Source organism: Nitrosomonas sp., from assembly GCF_019635155.1.
Lineage (GTDB): Bacteria > Pseudomonadota > Gammaproteobacteria > Burkholderiales > Nitrosomonadaceae > Nitrosomonas.
Map to the genome: position 1 here is coordinate 58,731 of NZ_JAHBZY010000019.1, position 16,871 is coordinate 75,601.

The following is a 16,871-nucleotide window of genomic DNA, read 5'->3' on the forward strand; positions in this document are numbered from 1 at the left end:
TCACAACATTGATTGTTTCGAGGTCTAATATCTTCTGCTTAACCCGTCAATTCATATTTAAGAGGTAAGAGATAAAGGGAATTTATTCTATCTTTTTATAATTTTACCAGAAAATCACTTGATTGAAATAGAGTCATTTGTCCCTAACAAACTCATTATTATGATTATTTCTCATAGAAAATATCCCAATTTTGAATAAACTAACGATCGATGTGCTTAGTAAATTACAATTTCTTTATCCACTGTGATACTCCTTGTTCAATCGACAACAGTGTTTTTTCAAAGATATGAATTTCTTTTTGATACGGATCCGGGATATCGAATCTTCCCCATTCACCCAATCGAAAAATCTTACCTCGCGCAGTCGGTTCAATTTCTTCAATTGTATTTTTCTGACTAGATTCCATTACTAAAATGAGCTCTGATTTACGAATCATTTCTTGATTGAGCTGGCGAGCACGATAACCAGAAATATCTATGCCTTTTTCCAGCATCAGTTGGCATGCTTTTGGATCTGGTGGATGCCCTACTAATGCACCAAGACCGGCTGAACTTATTTTGCTATCTAACTTGCCAGCCTCAATGAATTCTTGTTTAAATAATCCTTCAGCCATCGGACTTCTGCATATATTTCCGATACATATGACAAGTATATTATTGAGCAAATTAATTTATCCAATGGTCGTTAGTTATCAAACACTCAAACATCTAGCGAAATACTGAATTTTTTTCATTCATGTAATAAAGCTCCATAAAACCGAAGCCGGTATGTGTGCCTTGCACACTCACTGCACCTTCCCAATAGATATTATAAGTCGTTAACTTAGCATCAAATTCATTACTTTCATTCCTACTCTTAATCGTGATTCTGATATTCTTCGATGGAATTTCAATGTTCCATTCTGTCGGATAAACAATATTTGTCTTTTTACTGGTCCACTCTTTCTTAGGAATAACATTAAAATCTTCTGCAGAGAGAGTTTCAACATTTCCATTCTGATTAAAGGTACCCATATAAAGAATTTTTTCACTTGTTTTCTTATCGCGTAGTTGATAAATCATCAGATCTATGGAATCACTCAGTTGAAGACTGAACCAATCCCATGTCAGTTGCCCCACAGAAAAATCACCCCATTGATGATCAAACCAGGAAATTCCTGTTACTTTTTCTACAGTATTACCTATTTTCAAAACCCCTGAGATTTTCATACGCGAGCGTGAGTAATAGTAACTATCACCCGCATCTTTTAACAAAATAACGCCATTTCCGCCATGGATAATCGGCGGCTGTGTACTAACCACATTTAGTTCGAGACTTATATTCTCGATGTTAAATTTTAGCTGATCGACACCATTGCCCCCTGTCATCAACCAATTGCCTTGGATAAATTCAAAACCATTTTCTTTGCTTTTCGATGGATTACCAGCTGTTCTTCGCTGAGCAGTCAGGTATTTGCCTGTTTGATAATCATTGATTGAGGCATGACTAACCATATGATGAGCAACATTGTTTAGCAAAAATACCGTATAGTGAAAACTATATTGCTTCCCCGAATCTGTATTCAAATAGCCATTGTAGTACCACCATTCCATTTCGGCGTAATGCGGCGTATCATCTTTTGGCAATGTTACTAAACTGCTATTGCGTGCGATGCTTTCAAACCAGTCATCTGATGGTTTAGTGAATAATACTTCGTAAAAAATCCATGTACTAAAAGCTCCAATCGCACTTATTAGAACCAATATAATTAACTGTCTTTTAGAGAAGTCGTGTCTACTGAAGATTATGCGAGTTTTTCCGCTTTTTCTCATCATTGTTTCTGTTGTACTTTTAGATGCAAGAGCATATAAAAAAACAGCGCATCTTATCAAGAGCGCTGTTGAGCGGTTTATGGTTATTTTACAGAATCCTACCAGCGTATATTTATTCAAATAATACTGGTGTAAAACATTTACTTCTGCATTATTATTTTAGTAGTAATTTAATTGCAAGATTAATTCAAAGAATTAATTTTTACGTATAAACAATTTTTTAGACATTAGCATACCGCACAAACCTAGAATTAATAGAAGATACATGGATGGCTCGGGAACTGCAGAAACCGTTAATTGTGCACCGGTAAAAAGAAAATCTTCATAAGTTGTTTGTGCGAGCGCAGTATCAAACCCGAAAATCGCTGCTGCTGCCACAAATGCAGGAGGCAAAGAGGCTGGATCATACAAATTTAAAGCCATTAAATCGAAAGATAAATTCCCTGACAAGCCTGCATTATTCATCAGAGCAGTTATATCGAAATCGTATGCTGCAACACTTGGTGCCAGCAGACCAATGCCCGCTGCCGCTGCAATTAATGCAATATCAGTTATAGGATTTGAAGTCAAAGGACTTTCAAAACCATCGCTTCCAGGAAACGTAGAATTAAATGGGAAAACGTTCGCTGTATCAAACAAAGGATTGGTTTGTTCCACTTCAACAGGTGCATACGAACCAGTATTAAAAGCACCATCGCTGATGTTTGTCACTTGTGCCCATTCTCTTGGGATATCAATTGCACCAAATCCTTTCAGGGTAGTCGAAATATCATCAGACAAAAATAAAGTTAATTTTGCCGATGTTACTGTACCTGGACTCCACAACGGTGTATAACCGATCGAACTATTATATATTCCACTATTTTCAGTAATCAGGTCTGATGTCGCTGCACTATTAAAAGTGTAAGTAGTGCTACCAATTGCAGTATTAATACTAAACATTGTTGACGAAATTACTGTCACAATAAAAATTTTGAATAGTTTCTTCATTTTTTCTTCCTCTATTATTATTCAAACAATAAACTAAATCTTAATCACAACATGCAACCTGGTCATTCTGAAACAAACTTACATTCAATCACCATCCAATGGAAAATCAAGAAATCTCATTCCAAACTTAAATATTTGATACTTATATTTCTTTACCTATATACATTTGCGCTATAAGAGTTAGCGGGTTTGAAGTATATAGGAGCTTATTCGATTTTTATAGTATAGATATATTATTTTTTTCTCGAGCATAAAAAAACAAGCCTATAAAATTAGGTTTTTTTATGATTAACCTTTCCGATTTAGTGCAGGCGGCGGCTATCCAAACTATAACTTCCGGCACCGTGTATCGCCAACAGCAACAATCCGCCCGTAATCGCGATATTTTTCATAAACATGATCATCTGTATCTGATCCGCAAGATTATTATGAAAAATAACCGCTGCCACGAGCGTGAAACCAGCCAACGCCAGCGACACCCATTTTGTTTGCCAGCCGGCGACCAACGCCAGTCCTCCGCCAATTTCCAATGCGATCACTAACGGCAGTAACATACCAGGCACTCCCATGGCTTCCATGTAACCTTGCGTACCTTCATAACCGCCTATTTTAAATATTCCGGACAATAAAAAGATTTGCGCCAGAAAAACTCGTGCTACCAATTGACCTATTTTTTCCATTTTGAATCTCCTTAAATTGTAATGTATAAAACTATTGTTTATGCTTAGTCCACGCACGATCGCGCACAAAACGATTGGATTGAAAATCCTGCAACGCCTGATCGATTTCCTCCCGAGTATTCATCACAAACGGACCATATTGCACCACCGGTTCGCCAATCGGCTTACCGCTGACCACCAGCAATCGCGCCCCCTTTTTTCCTGCGGTAAAATCGAGCGTTTCACCAGCGCTATTCAATGCCACCAACGAATGCAGCGCGACGGTTTGGTGTTGTAATTGTCCATCGCCTTCGAATAGATACAAGAAACTATGGTGTTGCGCTGACAAGTGGTGTTGAAAATGCTTGCCGGGGTGTATCCGAACATCGAAATAAGAAACATCCGTAATGTGATCGACGATCGGCGATTGCACGTCGGCAAAGCCGCCGATCAGCACTTTTACCTGGTAATCGGGCGCATCGACCACCGGGAAAGCTTCTGCAGCGTACTCCTGATATTCCGGATGATCCATCTTATGCATCGCCGGCAAATTGATCCATAATTGAAAACCGCGCATCAAGCCGTTTTGCTGTTTCGGCATTTCCGAATGAATCACGCCGTTGGCGGCTTTCATCCATTGCGCCGATCCCGGCCCCAAGTTACCGCTGTTACCCATACTATCCTGGTGTTCCATACGACCATCGAGCATATAGGTAAAAGTAACAAATCCGCGGTGCGGATGCGAAGGGAAACCGGCCAGATAATCCTCCGGTTTGTCGCTGCTGATATGATCCAGCAACAAAAATGGATCGTAATTGCGTATCACGGGCATACCGATCGTGCGATAAACAGTAACACCGGCACCCTCCGGCACTGCTACTGCCGGAATAACTCTTGCTGCATTGGCTGTCGTCGTATCCATGGTTCACTCCTTTTAAACATTGTGTTCATTTAATCGACGGAAAGCATTATCATCGTTGTTATAATAAGAATAAATACTCATTAACATAAATGACTGTTCTTATATCAGCAACAATAAGGAACCTCTATGGATCGATACGAAAATATGAGCACGTTCGTGCGCGTGGTCGAAACCGGCAGTATCAGCGCTGCTGCGAATCGCATGGATGTTGCAAAATCCGTCGTAAGCCGGCGTTTGAAAGAACTTGAAATGCATCTGGGCGTGGAGTTGTTTCACCGTACGACGCGGCAAATGAATCTAACCGATAGCGGCCGGGCGTTTTATCAGCAAGCGGTGCGCATTCTCGCGGACATCCTCGAAACCGAGCTGGCCACCTCGCAATCGCACGGCGCATTAAAAGGTAATTTGAAGGTGGCGGTGCCACTCAGTTTCGGATTGATGCACTTAGGACCCGCCATCAACGAATTTTTGCAGCAACACCCTGACATTGAATTCAACCTGGACTTCAATGACCGGCAAGTCGATTTGCTGGCGGAAGGCTTCGATCTGGCCATTCGTATTGCCAGTTTGCCCGATTCGAGTCTCATCGCACGCCGTCTTGCGCCTATCCAAACTGTCTTGTGCGCCAGTCCGGATTATCTGGCGAAAAATGGCACGCCACAAACACCGGAAGAGCTGCGCCAGCATCGCTGCCTGGCGTACAACCTGATCAGTAACATCGAGCAATGGCAAATTCACGATGTCAACGAGCAACTAATCAAAATCACCATTAAACCCTATCTGAAAGCCAGTAATGGCGAATTTCTTCGGGACGCTGCCGTAACCGGTCTGGGCATTATCCGGCTACCGACGTTTATCGTCTATCAGGAAATCGAACGCGGTGCTTTGATACCGATCCTGACCGATTATCCGTGTTCGCCGCTCGCCGCTTACGCGATCTATCCGCAAACACGCCACCTTTCACATCGCGTCCGGGCATTTGTGGATTTTCTGGCAAAACGATTTGAAGGGTTGCCTTATTGGGATAAATGCCTGAAAAGATAATAAAGTCCCTTTATATTTCACAATAAGGAAATTTACGATGCTCGTTCAAAATTATCGGACTTTGGAGATTTTATTTATTGGATTTACAGCATGTCCGGATAAATGACGGCGTGCAATATCGCCTCAATCTCGTTGTTTTTTTCCTCGCCGCGAATCCACCAAACCGATCCTTTCCGCACATTCAACCCTGACGGAACCACCGGAATCAAATGGCTGACCACCTCACCGATCGTCGGTTGATGCCCCACGATAACGACTGCCCCTGATGCGCCAGGCCAGCCGGCCGCGTCAAGAATCGCTTGAACGTTTGCACCCGGTCCAATGGCGGCATTGGTTACAAAATCCTCAGTCAAGGCGGTTGCTGTTTGTTGCGTCCGCATAGTCGGACTGACGATTACCCGAGTATTTTCCGGAAGTTTCGCTCGAAGCCAGTCAGCCATTCGTTTTGCTTGATCCAATCCGTTACTGGTTAATTTGCGCGCCGTATCCGGATAATTATTTTCAGCTTCGGCATGGCGCCATAAAATTAATTCCATGGTATTCGGCTCTTCTTTAAGTTTCACTGGAAATGTTGCAATTCGTTCAATCGTTGTTCGGGATCCGGTATCGGTTGTTGAATCACGACCACTTTATGGCGTGATTTTTCTCCTTGTTTCAGAACCACCTGCGCAAGCGGCACATTGAATCGATTCGCCAGATAACTCAACAATACCGCATTGGCTTTACCTTCCACAGGCGCAGCCGCAAGTTTGATCTTCAATGCATCGCCGAATATTCCGGCCATTCCGGTAATTTTCGCGCCTGTTTGAATATGCAGTGTGAGCACCAAATCCCCAGCCTTGTCATAGCGATACCAAAGAGTCATCGATCACGTACTTACTACAATAATGCCGAAATTTCCATGTAAAAACCCGCCACAATCATGAGAAACACTTGAATCACAATCAGTACAAATAACGGCGATAAATCAACGTTGGCAATCGGCGCGATGCGTTTGCGAAAAATCATCAAAAACGGACGGGTAAAGCTGTCCAATAATGGCGCCAAAGGGCTATTCGGATTAACCCATGACAATACCGCCTGCATAACAATTGCGACTAAAATGATATAAAGCGTTGTTCTGATAATTGAAACAATGCCCAACAAACTCATCACACCCAGCGAAAAAATAATGTTGGCGCCAAAATCATAACCTTGCACAACATATACACTGGCTACAATGATGCTGTCCAGCAGCCAGGCAAGCATCAATGTCGAAAGATCCATACCAGCCCATCCGGGGATAAATCGGCGTGCCGGCCTGACTATGAAATCAGTAACCGAAATTAAAAACTGTGATATCGAATTGTAATAAGGCACTCGCAGCAGCTGAAAATAAAATCGCAATAACAGCGCTAAAGAAAACAAGCCCAGAAGTGTATCAATAAGAAAAACCAAGATCTGATTGGACATAGTCATTTTTCCAGAAAACGAAATGGTTAGGGAAACACCGAAAATTGTCTGAGCGAGCGATCCGTCTCGTCAGGCTGCACTTGGAAACTCGCCTATCTTAGCAATAGATCTCATTCTTTTGCGAACCAACTGCTTTACACCGCTTCACACCCGCTGATTTTCTCAGCATTTCCTAAATGGTTACAATTGCTCACAAACAACAAGTTTTATATTTTGCCGTATTCATCGCTCATTTCACGAGATCGATCATTCGCAGCACGAATGGCGGCTATGATCTTACACTTAATATCATTTTTTTCCATCGTTTGAATCGCCCGCTCGGTGGTGCCGCCTTTAGAAGTCACTCGTGCTCGCAGGATAGTAACATTATCATCGCTCGAATTCGCTAATTGACTGGCGCCTTCAAACGTCAGCAAACTGAGCTGTCTGGCTTGTTCAGCCGTTAAGCCCAATTCCACGGCCGCTTGTTGCATGGCTTCAATAAAATAGAAAACATATGCCGGACCGCTACCGGAGATGGCAGTGACGGCATGCAACAATTCTTCATGATCCACCCAGAGCACCGACCCCACCGCCGTAAGAATCGATTCGGCATTTTTCTTGTCTTGCTCGCCGATACCCGGTGTTGCATATAAACCGGCGACACCACTTCCCACAAGTGAAGGCGTATTCGGCATGGCACGAACCACTCGATGATGCCCATTCAACCAGCGTACGATATCGGTGGCGCGTATGCCAGCGGCAATCGATATGACTAATTGATTATTCAACAAAGGCGAGAGGTCTCTTGCAACATCAGGCAATTGCTGAGGCTTTACTGATAATACGATGACATCGCTGACTGAAACACCTTCCGCCAAGTTTTCAGAAACTGAAAGTCCGAAATTTTGTTTTAATTTTTCACGATTCTCAGGATGAATTTCAATCACATGCAATTGCCGGGGGGTAAAACCCTGTTGCAATAACCCGCTGATTAATGCGGAAGCCATATTCCCGCCGCCAACAAACGTAATTTTCATGATAACCCTTATCGCGTTATTTACTAAATCGAACCATCAATGCTGACAGGCCGGGCAATAATAACTGGAACGCTGATTCTGTTTGATTTGTTTAATAATGCTCCCGCATTTTTTACAAGGCTGCCCTTCCCGCCCATAAACCCAATATTGTTGCTGAAAATACCCCGGCATTCCATCGCTATTCACGAAATCCCGCAAGCTGCTTCCCCCCGCCTCGATTGCTTGCTGCAATGTCTGTTTAACCGCCTGCACCAATCTTTCAAGTCTGACCTTACTAATCCTGCCGCTCGCGGTTTTAGGATGAATCCCCGCGGTAAACAAAGCTTCGTTGGCATAGATATTTCCGACGCCCACTACGATTTGTTGATTCATGAGTGTCTGTTTAATGCTGGCGCTGCGATCACGCGTTCTTTCATATAGATCCACTGCATTAAAACCGGGCGTCAACGGTTCCGGTCCCAGATTGACCAACAAGGGATGAAGCGATGCATCCCCTGCATGCCATAATACCGCACCAAAACGGCGCGGGTCTCGCAACCGCAATACTGTCTCATTTTGCAAGATCAAGTCAAAATGGTCATGCGCGTGAGGCAATTCAACCTTTCTCGCAGCCGGTAGCGGAAAAATCCGCAAGCTACCCGACATGCCTAGATGAATGATTAATGTGCCAGTACCGCAATCCAACAGCAAATATTTTGCCCGCCGGCGAATTTCCTGAATAACCAATCCATTCAATAATTGTGGTAAGTTCCCGGGTATCGGCCAACGCAGTTTTGAATTACGGATAATGACTTTTGCGATTGCCTGCCCCTGCAAGGAAGGCGTAATTCCGCGTCGCGTTGTCTCAACTTCTGGTAATTCCGGCATCAGTGACTGGTTAACAATTTTTTCTGAATGATATGCGGATCGAGTAACTGCCGCCCCGTCTCAACTGGAAATTGATAACCGATTCCGTTATCCGTTCTCAGCAAAATGATGGATGATTCATTTTTCAGCACGTCAAAATCGATCACTCGTCCATCTTGCAATTCAATTACGATCAGGCTTTTGTCGATCGAATCAGCTTCGACATGACCGCCGATTGTCAATTCGGCAGCCGGTAACGATTGCCATAATTCAACCCACTGCACCATCGTTTCATGATCGATTGGTTCATTCTGCTTTGCTGAAGTGATATGCCACTGTCCGTCCTGCATCTCAATTTCAAATTGCGGTAAAACAAATTTTCTTGGAATTTCACCCGGCGGGAATACGATAGGATTGATTAATTCGGTCGCGTTGCGCGGCAATAACAAACCATAGCGTGGTGAAATCAGATAGACATGTTGTTTCGCTTGAACATACTGCTGATGTTTTACCGGAGCGAAACTGCCAAAGTTGACGGATTGATCATCGATAAAAAGCTGCACATTGGGTTGCAGCAAACCAAAGCGCCCCAGGTCGGTTGCAAGAATCCGAAGTTCGCTACGCGCATTCAGAATCTCAAAAATTGCTTGCGCTTTTCGCTCGTCAACTGCGGCTTCGACAGGTTTTATCATGCGCCATTGATCGCCGGAACGTTCGAGTGCAATCTCATACTGGCGTCGAACGATACGCACACTGTGCACGGATGCCGCAGGTTCATTAAAAATCGAATATTTCAAAGTCTCTTGCGGCTGTGGCTTGAAATATAAAAACACCATCACCCCCACGATCGTGATAAACATGACCCAATTAAGACGAGCATGATGTGTCATGGCGCCATTTTCCTCCTGCGATACCACCAGATACTTATTCCAATCGTCAGAAATAGCGCAGGTAGCGCCATCATCTGTCCTACTGCAATAAATGTTAATTGCGATTGACTCAATACGAGGTTGCCATCGATCGTTGCACGGGGTTGAATCACCATCATTTCTTCATCGCCCGCCAGCCAATTGACCAGATTAATACCGAAATCCAAGTTATTGCCATTACCCAAATAGGTATTTGCAAGAAAATGCCCGCTGCCGACAATCACGATGCGTTGCTCGCGATCGTTAATATTGCGAGATAAAGCTGCCGCAACACTGATGGGACCCGGAACATCCACCGCTTGATCAAATTCGATTTTCGCATTCAAATCACCGGTTTCAACCCATCCATTCTGCGCCACTTCAACCAGTGAAACGCTATTCCAGCCAGCGTTGTCGTCAATCGTAATCTGGCGCGCATAAGGAAACACCGTAATATATTGAAAGCCACTGGTGACCGGATGCTGCCCATAAATCGCACCTAACGAAAAAGTAATCGGTGCTTTGAGTTGCTCGGCATGCGGATCAACCACAACGCCCGGTGTCAGGGTTAGACGCAATTTCTCAGTCAGCGGCAATAAACCACGCAGTGATTCCTGATCGACCAGCCATAATAAATTTCCGCCACGATCGATATAATCCAGCAGTTTATCAACTTCGCCCGGTAACAAATCCACTTGCGGTGAAGCAATGATCAACAAATCCGCATTCAATGGAATATCTTGTTCAATCGCCAGATTCAGTGGCTGGCTGACAAACCCGGATTTTTGCAACGATTTTCCAAACTCACCCAAATCAAAATTCGCACGACCATCCAATTTTCGCTCGCCATGACCGCTTAATTCGACAATTAATTTGTCTTCCAAGCGTGCCAGTCGCAACAATGCATTAGAAAACGTCTGTTCATTGATCACTGCAAGGTGTTCGGTTTTATGTTGATAAGTGATAACAATTTCACCATTGACCTGGACATTCGCTTCTTGCGCGAGCAATGGCTGTTCCACCGGATCAATAAATTGCAAAACAAGATCAGGCTTAATCCGCTGATAGAGCGCCACAAAATCGGTGATGACTTTGCGGATGTCCCCTACTTCCGCTTGATATTCCGTCGCATAAGCGGTTACTTGCACCGGCCCCGGCAGTTTTTGCAAGATATCGATACTGGTGTCGCTTAAGCTATTCCGTCCGTTTTGACTGACATCCCATTGCACCCGCTGTTGTAGCGCAAGATAACCCAGCAACGCAACCAATGCTAATAATAAAATGATGAAAACACCGCTTTGAATTCGATATTGCCAGCGCAATTTTTTATGCAATTCCGTCATTCGTTCATTTTTATAAAAACTTAACCATGCAGCCGTTCTCCCTCAATGCGGCGCACCGTCAGCGTTAAAAACGCAATCGTAAACAGCATGAAATAGCTGATTCCCAAAGAATCGATCAAGCCTTGGTTAAAATACCTGAAATACTTGAGCAAAGAAAAGTAATGCAACCATCCTTCTGTTTCGCTGACGGCCAAATCGATCATCCAAAATCCTAATAACGCGCCTAACGAAGCGATTGCGGCAATTGCCGGTTGGGTTGTCAAACTTGAAAAAAATAACCCGAGAGCGGAAAAACAGGCGGCGAGTAAAAGTAAGCCGAGCAAATTACTCGCAATCAAGCCCATATCCAAAATCCCTCCTAATAATAATGACAGGGATAATAACGCGATCAGGAAAATCGTTATGGTAAAAAAAATCATTAAAGCAAAAAATTTTCCGAGAACGATAGCGGTAATAGAAACCGGTGCGGCAATCAGGAAATCAAGCGTATGATTGCGCCTTTCCTCCGCAATTAAGCGCATCGATAATATGGGCGTCATCATCAGCAAAATAATGGCCGCCAAGGCAAAAACAGGCGACACGATCAATTCGGTAACCCCGGGAGGATTTGCAATTTGAAGCATTTGCGGTTGAATCTCAAGAAAGGCATCAAGCCGCACCAGCAAAAACCAAGTCAAAACAAATTGAATGACGGCCAACAATATCCATGCAAGCGGAGAAATAAAAAACATTAGTAATTCTTTACGGATAACAGTCGCGATCATGGAGTGATTCCTATTTCCTCATTGGGTAAGCTGTGTGAATATCGATTCCAAATGAACACCGCGGCGTTGTAATTCCGATATATTTTGATTGAGCACAACCTGACCTTTATGCATGATCTGCACGCGGTCACAGATGCTCTCGACTTCGGAAAGTAGATGGGTTGATAAAATGACACTGCTGGATTTTCCCAATTCACGGATTAATTGACGGATTTCGCGCATCTGATTAGGATCCAATCCAACACTGGGTTCATCCAGAATAATGACTGCCGGATTGTGGATGATCGCTTGTGCAAGCCCCACGCGTTGCTGAAACCCTTTCGACAAAGTACTGATCAATCGCCTGCCGCAATCGCTCAATCCACACCGCTGCTTAACATTTGTCAATGCTTCAGACACCGCTTGTTCAGGCACGCAATGCAACCTGGCAGCCAATCGCAAATACTCGTCCACTGTCAAATCAGGATAAAGCGGCGGTATTTCCGGCAAAAAACCCAAATATGCCTTCGCTGCTATCGGCTCTTCCAATAAATCAACGCCACAAATTTGTACGCTGCCTTTACTGGGCGCCAATATGCCGGTCAACATGCGCATGGTCGTGCTTTTTCCGGCGCCATTCGGACCAAGCAAACCCAGCACCTCGCCTCTCTGCAACTGCAGATTCACATGGTCGACTACAGTATAATGGCCATACTCACGGCACAAATCTTGCGCCAACAAAGTAATTCCGGTTGCTGTTCCAAGCATATGGAGTTCCGTTAATTTGATAGTTTCATGATGACGTGAAGTAAGTGCATCCAATACAACACTCGATTGAGTCCAAGTATACGTCCGATTACCTGTTAATTCACCGGTTTCAATTCGATTACGCCAGATATCGAATCATTGAAATTCATCTTAATCACCAACATTATGATTATTATTAGAAAATAGATTGCTACTTAAACAAGCTCACGAGTATATCCAGTGGCAACTTCAAGCACCCCGTTGTTGCATTAATACAACACTTTGGTGCGATTATTCCACCAAACAAACCGAGAAACCACACACGTATTTGCTTGAAGTAGTAGAATCGAAAGGGCTTTTAGAATATGATTGCAAAACATTTTTGTATAATCGAAAGAACTCTAGGAATCAGAGTTTTCATTAAAAGGACAACAGCATGAAGAAAATATCAGCTAAAAATACCCTCATAGGAATGATTCTCTCATCAGCAATGTTTTCTGGTGCTGTTTTGGCACAGGAAGCAAGCGCCGATCAATCTAGTACGGATAAAAAACCGGAAGCATATGGTATCGATGACCGCGGTATCGTTGCCAGAAATACAACCGGCTTATGCTGGCGGACAGGTTATTGGACTCCGGCCATGGCCATTCATGAATGTGACCCGGATCTGGTTAAAAAACCGGATGAAGTTGCAGCCGCTCCGGCAGCAGAACCAATCCCAACCACTGCACCCGATAAAATAACATTCTCTGCCGATGCACTATTTGATTTTGACAGTGCGAAACTGAAACCAGCCGGTGTTCAATCATTAAATGAATTCGTCGGTGGCATCAGCGATCTCAAATATGACTTGATCATTGCGGTAGGCTACGCTGATCGCATTGGTTCGGAAGAATATAACAGAAACCTTTCATTGCGCCGTGCCGAAGCGGTTAAAGCGCACCTCGTTTCCAGAGGTATCAGCCCGGATCGTGTGTTTGTTGATGGTAAAGGCGAATCCAATCCGGTTACTGGAAACACTTGTGTCGGCGAAAGAAAAACCAAAGCGCTGATCGATTGCTTAGCGCCGGATCGCCGCGTTGAAATTGAAGTTGCCGGAACCAGAAGGACCATTAAGGATAGTAATTAATCATGCACCATTCAATCACCCTGGCTGTGATTGAATGGTAATTACAAAATAAACTTATATTTTCACTTTAGAGCCCTGTTGAAATACAGGGCTTTTTATTTTCCAGCACAAATAATTGCATGAATCATCGGACAGAAATAGATACGCTCATCTCCGCCCGATGGATAATCCCGGTTGAACCGGCAAACACTGTTCTCAACCGTCACGCCGTCGCGATCCACCGGGGAATTATCCGGGATATTTTGCCGCTTCCTGAAGCCAAGCAACGCTATCATCCGCAGCAAACGATAGCGCTCGACGATCATGTGCTTATTCCTGGATTAATCAACTTGCACACGCACGCCGCCATGACGCTCATGCGTGGACTTGCCGATGATTTGCCGCTGATGGAATGGCTGCACCAATATATATGGCCAACGGAAAATCAGCATGTCAATGCGCAATTCGTTTTCGATGGCACGCAACTCGCCTGCGCCGAAATGATCAAAGGTGGCATTACCTGCTTTAACGACATGTATCTCTTTCCGCAATCCAGTGCGGAAGCCGCCATCAATGCTGGTATGCGTGCAGCTATCGGCATGGTGATCATCGATTTTCCGACAGCCTATGCCAGCGATAGCGATGACTATCTCGCAAAAGGGCTTGAATTACGCGATCGTTATCAAAACCATCCGTTGTTATCTTTCTGCTTTGCGCCTCATGCCCCGTATACCGTCAGCGATAAAACATTCAGTCGCATTTTGACCTATGCCGAGCAACTAAACGTACCAATTCATACCCATTTGCACGAAACCGAAGATGAAATTCGCATGAGTCTGGAATCTACCGGCGTACGACCGATTGAACGTTTACGCCACCTCGGGTTGCTCGGTCCGAATTTGATTGCCGTCCACATGACACATCTGACCGATTATGAAATTAAGCTGATGCATCAACATGTTTGCAATATTGTTCATTGCCCGTCATCCAATATGAAACTGGCCAGCGGCTTCTCCCCGGTTGCAACATTACTCAATCAAGGCGTCACTGTCGGGCTTGGCACCGATGGCGCAGCCAGTAACAATCGCTTGGATATGTTTGAGGAAATGCGCTTAGCGGCACTCTTAGCAAAAATAACCAATCACCGGGCCGACACCCTGCCCGCTCACCAAGTATTAAGAATGGCAACTTTGAACGGCGCCAGATCACTTGGATTGGAAGCTATCACCGGATCGCTGGTTATCGGAAAAGCCGCCGATATGACCGCCGTCAATTTTTCCGATCTCAATCTCACCCCTTGTTACGATCCGGTTTCACATTTAATCTACAGCGCGGGACGTGAACACGTGAGTCATACTTGGGTAAATGGTAAAATGCTGCTAGAAAATGGCGAATTGACAACGCTCAATCCTTCGGAACTCAAATACCGCGCAACTTTCTGGCAAGAACGCATCGGCAATTCAGCAAAACAATAAGGGAATCTATTTATGGAAAATGATGGCATCAACGTAGATCCGCTCGAACTGGAAAAATTCAGCCAACTCGCACATCGTTGGTGGGATCCAAATAGTGAATTCAAACCACTACACGAAATCAATCCGTTGCGCCTCAACTACATCAACGATTTGGCTGGCGGATTAACCGGAAAAACCATATTGGATGTCGGCTGTGGTGGTGGCATTTTATCCGAAGGCATGGCATCAATAGGCGCACATGTGACCGGCATCGACCTCAGCGACAAGGCGCTCAAAGTAGCGAAACTGCATTTGCTTGAAAGCGGACACCGCGTTGATTACCGCAAGATCACCGTGGAATCGTTGGCAAAAGAACAACCGCAGCATTTCGATGTCGTTACTTGCATGGAAATGCTTGAACATGTACCGGATCCAATGAGCGTAATCCGCTCTTGCGCACAATTGGCCAAGCCTGGCGGCTGGATTTTCTTTTCGACCATTAATCGTAATCCAAAATCCTATTTATTCGCTATCATCGGCGCCGAATATGTTCTTAAACTACTGCCGCGCGGCACGCATGAATACTCCAAATTTATCAAACCATCCGAGCTCGCCCGCATGGCTCGTAACGCCGGTTTAACCGATGAACAATTGATTGGCATGACTTACAACCCGATCACTAAAATCTACGCGTTGGAACACGATACCGATGTCAACTACATCATGGCGTATCGCAGTTAATCAGCATTCAATCCCCGTCATTTTTGCTACAACCGATATTGCCGCATGATTAAAGCCGTTCTCTTCGATTTCGATGGCACCCTCGCCGATACCGCCCCCGATCTCGGTCATGCCTTGAACCGGCAGCGTATCGCCCGTGGTTTGCCTGAACTATCCATCACGGAAATCCGCCCCCTGGCTTCCGCCGGATCTCGCGGACTGTTGGGATTAGGCTTTAACATCAAACCGGGCGATCAAGGTTACGAATCGATGCGTGACGAATTTCTCGATTTTTACACCGAACGGCTTTGCCATGACACATGCCTGTTTCCCGGCATCGATGAATTGCTCGCTCAATTGGAAGAGCGTAGTTTGCCGTGGGGTATTGTCACCAATAAACCGGCTCGGTTCGCACATCCGTTGATTCATGCACTCGGTCTGGCGCCACATGTCGCCTGCATCATCTGCGGTGACGAAATCTCCAACACCAAACCGCACCCGGAACCGCTCCTAACCGCCAGCCGCAAAATCGAGATTCCACCGGCAAACTGTATTTATCTGGGTGACGACATTCGCGACGTGCAAGCCAGCCTCGCCGCCGGCATGCACCCGATCATCGCCCGTTACGGCTACCTTGGCAACGAACAACCGCCGGAAACCTGGGGCGCGCAGCATCTGATCGACCACCCCGAAGAACTGCTGATTCATCTCTAAAGAATCGCACGCTATTTCTGTTAGAATAGCCGACGCATAGGACTTGAACTTTTAAGTTTCATCACCATCCTATGCACTACCAAAACGAATACCGGGGACGATCTGGTTTCGACGTGGGTTGCAAAGCAGCGCAGGGCATACCGAGGATCAGATTACCTCGTAAATCCATCTGAAAACAATAGTCGCAAACGACGAAAACTACGCTTTAGCCGCTTAATCGGCTAGCCTCTGCACCGGTGGGCCTCAACGCCGGGTCTGGCAACAGACAGCAGAGTCACTAACGAGGATCGCGTTTTATAGGGTCACTTTATAAAACGTTAAACGCAAGGTGACTCGCCTGTCATCAGCCTGCCGGTTGGCGGTAGCCAGGTCAAATTAAATAACATGGCT

Annotated in this window: 19 protein-coding genes and 1 other RNA gene; 6 read left to right on the forward strand and 14 right to left on the reverse strand. The window is 44.9% G+C overall.

All coding sequences use genetic code 11. The features are described 5' to 3' along the window. Positions 1 to 224: 224 nt before the first annotated feature. The 5 genes from KF839_RS12445 to KF839_RS12465 form a co-directional block, all read right to left on the reverse strand. On the reverse strand, positions 225 to 665 hold the full coding sequence (locus tag KF839_RS12445; RefSeq protein ID WP_292918167.1) for a low molecular weight protein-tyrosine-phosphatase: 441 nt from the start codon (positions 663 to 665) through the stop codon (positions 225 to 227). 43 nt (positions 666 to 708) lie between these two features. Next, positions 709 to 1,932 carry a lipocalin family protein gene (locus KF839_RS12450; protein ID WP_292918168.1) on the reverse strand — a complete coding sequence of 408 codons (1,224 nt, stop codon included), beginning with the start codon at positions 1,930 to 1,932 and terminating at the stop codon, positions 709 to 711. Positions 1,933 to 2,007: 75 nt separating this feature from the next. After that, complete coding sequence (locus tag KF839_RS12455; RefSeq protein ID WP_292918169.1) at positions 2,008 to 2,802, reverse strand: PEP-CTERM sorting domain-containing protein; 795 nt, start codon at positions 2,800 to 2,802, stop codon at positions 2,008 to 2,010. 302 nt (positions 2,803 to 3,104) lie between these two features. Next, a complete protein-coding gene (locus KF839_RS12460; protein WP_292918170.1) occupies positions 3,105 to 3,482 on the reverse strand; it encodes a DoxX family protein in 378 nt (125 codons plus the stop codon). Positions 3,483 to 3,513: 31 nt separating this feature from the next. Next, on the reverse strand, positions 3,514 to 4,383 hold the full coding sequence (locus KF839_RS12465; RefSeq protein WP_292918171.1) for a pirin family protein: 870 nt from the start codon (positions 4,381 to 4,383) through the stop codon (positions 3,514 to 3,516). Between the two features lie 126 nt (positions 4,384 to 4,509). Here KF839_RS12465 and KF839_RS12470 point away from each other — a divergent pair, with 126 nt between their 5' ends. After that, a complete protein-coding gene (locus KF839_RS12470) occupies positions 4,510 to 5,427 on the forward strand; it encodes a LysR family transcriptional regulator (RefSeq protein ID WP_292918172.1) in 918 nt (305 codons plus the stop codon). 83 nt (positions 5,428 to 5,510) lie between these two features. Here KF839_RS12470 and sixA read toward each other — a convergent pair whose 3' ends face one another. The 9 genes from sixA to KF839_RS12515 all read right to left on the reverse strand — a co-directional run bounded on the left by sixA (position 5,511) and on the right by KF839_RS12515 (position 12,506). Beyond that, the gene (gene sixA, locus KF839_RS12475) at positions 5,511 to 5,963 is read right to left on the reverse strand and encodes a phosphohistidine phosphatase SixA (RefSeq protein ID WP_292918173.1); all 453 of its coding nucleotides are present in this window, start codon (positions 5,961 to 5,963) and stop codon (positions 5,511 to 5,513) included. Between the two features lie 23 nt (positions 5,964 to 5,986). Beyond that, the gene (locus KF839_RS12480; RefSeq protein WP_292918174.1) at positions 5,987 to 6,292 is read right to left on the reverse strand and encodes a DUF167 domain-containing protein; all 306 of its coding nucleotides are present in this window, start codon (positions 6,290 to 6,292) and stop codon (positions 5,987 to 5,989) included. Between the two features lie 14 nt (positions 6,293 to 6,306). Then, complete coding sequence (locus KF839_RS12485; RefSeq protein ID WP_292918175.1) at positions 6,307 to 6,879, reverse strand: YggT family protein; 573 nt, start codon at positions 6,877 to 6,879, stop codon at positions 6,307 to 6,309. 206 nt (positions 6,880 to 7,085) lie between these two features. Further along, positions 7,086 to 7,898, reverse strand: coding sequence for a pyrroline-5-carboxylate reductase (gene proC, locus KF839_RS12490; RefSeq protein WP_292918176.1), 813 nt, complete (start codon positions 7,896 to 7,898; stop codon positions 7,086 to 7,088). 36 nt (positions 7,899 to 7,934) lie between these two features. Continuing rightward, complete coding sequence (gene mutM / locus KF839_RS12495; protein WP_292918177.1) at positions 7,935 to 8,765, reverse strand: bifunctional DNA-formamidopyrimidine glycosylase/DNA-(apurinic or apyrimidinic site) lyase; 831 nt, start codon at positions 8,763 to 8,765, stop codon at positions 7,935 to 7,937. After that, a complete protein-coding gene (locus KF839_RS12500; protein WP_292918178.1) occupies positions 8,765 to 9,634 on the reverse strand; it encodes a hypothetical protein in 870 nt (289 codons plus the stop codon). Before KF839_RS12500 ends, mutM begins: the two co-directional genes overlap by 1 nt. Then, positions 9,631 to 10,995, reverse strand: a complete 1,365-nt coding sequence (locus KF839_RS12505; protein ID WP_292918179.1) for a GldG family protein — start codon at positions 10,993 to 10,995, stop codon at positions 9,631 to 9,633. The genes KF839_RS12500 and KF839_RS12505 overlap by 4 nt, the downstream gene beginning before the upstream one ends. A gap of 20 nt (positions 10,996 to 11,015) precedes the next feature. After that, positions 11,016 to 11,759 (reverse strand): ABC transporter permease, encoded by a 744-nt coding sequence (locus KF839_RS12510; RefSeq protein WP_292918180.1) that lies wholly within the window; start codon positions 11,757 to 11,759, stop codon positions 11,016 to 11,018. A gap of 18 nt (positions 11,760 to 11,777) precedes the next feature. Continuing rightward, positions 11,778 to 12,506 (reverse strand): ABC transporter ATP-binding protein, encoded by a 729-nt coding sequence (locus tag KF839_RS12515; protein ID WP_292918181.1) that lies wholly within the window; start codon positions 12,504 to 12,506, stop codon positions 11,778 to 11,780. 415 nt (positions 12,507 to 12,921) lie between these two features. Between KF839_RS12515 and KF839_RS12520 the strand changes: the two genes are divergently transcribed. The 5 genes from KF839_RS12520 to ssrA form a co-directional block, all read left to right on the forward strand. Beyond that, positions 12,922 to 13,614 carry an OmpA family protein gene (locus KF839_RS12520; RefSeq protein ID WP_292918182.1) on the forward strand — a complete coding sequence of 231 codons (693 nt, stop codon included), beginning with the start codon at positions 12,922 to 12,924 and terminating at the stop codon, positions 13,612 to 13,614. 119 nt (positions 13,615 to 13,733) lie between these two features. Further along, positions 13,734 to 15,068, forward strand: a complete 1,335-nt coding sequence (locus tag KF839_RS12525) for a TRZ/ATZ family hydrolase (protein ID WP_292918183.1) — start codon at positions 13,734 to 13,736, stop codon at positions 15,066 to 15,068. A gap of 12 nt (positions 15,069 to 15,080) precedes the next feature. Next, positions 15,081 to 15,788 carry a bifunctional 2-polyprenyl-6-hydroxyphenol methylase/3-demethylubiquinol 3-O-methyltransferase UbiG gene (ubiG, locus tag KF839_RS12530; protein WP_292918184.1) on the forward strand — a complete coding sequence of 236 codons (708 nt, stop codon included), beginning with the start codon at positions 15,081 to 15,083 and terminating at the stop codon, positions 15,786 to 15,788. A gap of 45 nt (positions 15,789 to 15,833) precedes the next feature. Then, entirely contained in the window at positions 15,834 to 16,481 is a 648-nt protein-coding gene (locus KF839_RS12535; RefSeq protein WP_292918185.1) for an HAD family hydrolase, read from the forward strand. A 93-nt stretch (positions 16,482 to 16,574) separates the two neighbouring features. Further along, positions 16,575 to 16,871: a transfer-messenger RNA gene (gene ssrA / locus KF839_RS12540) on the forward strand; the annotation flags it as partial.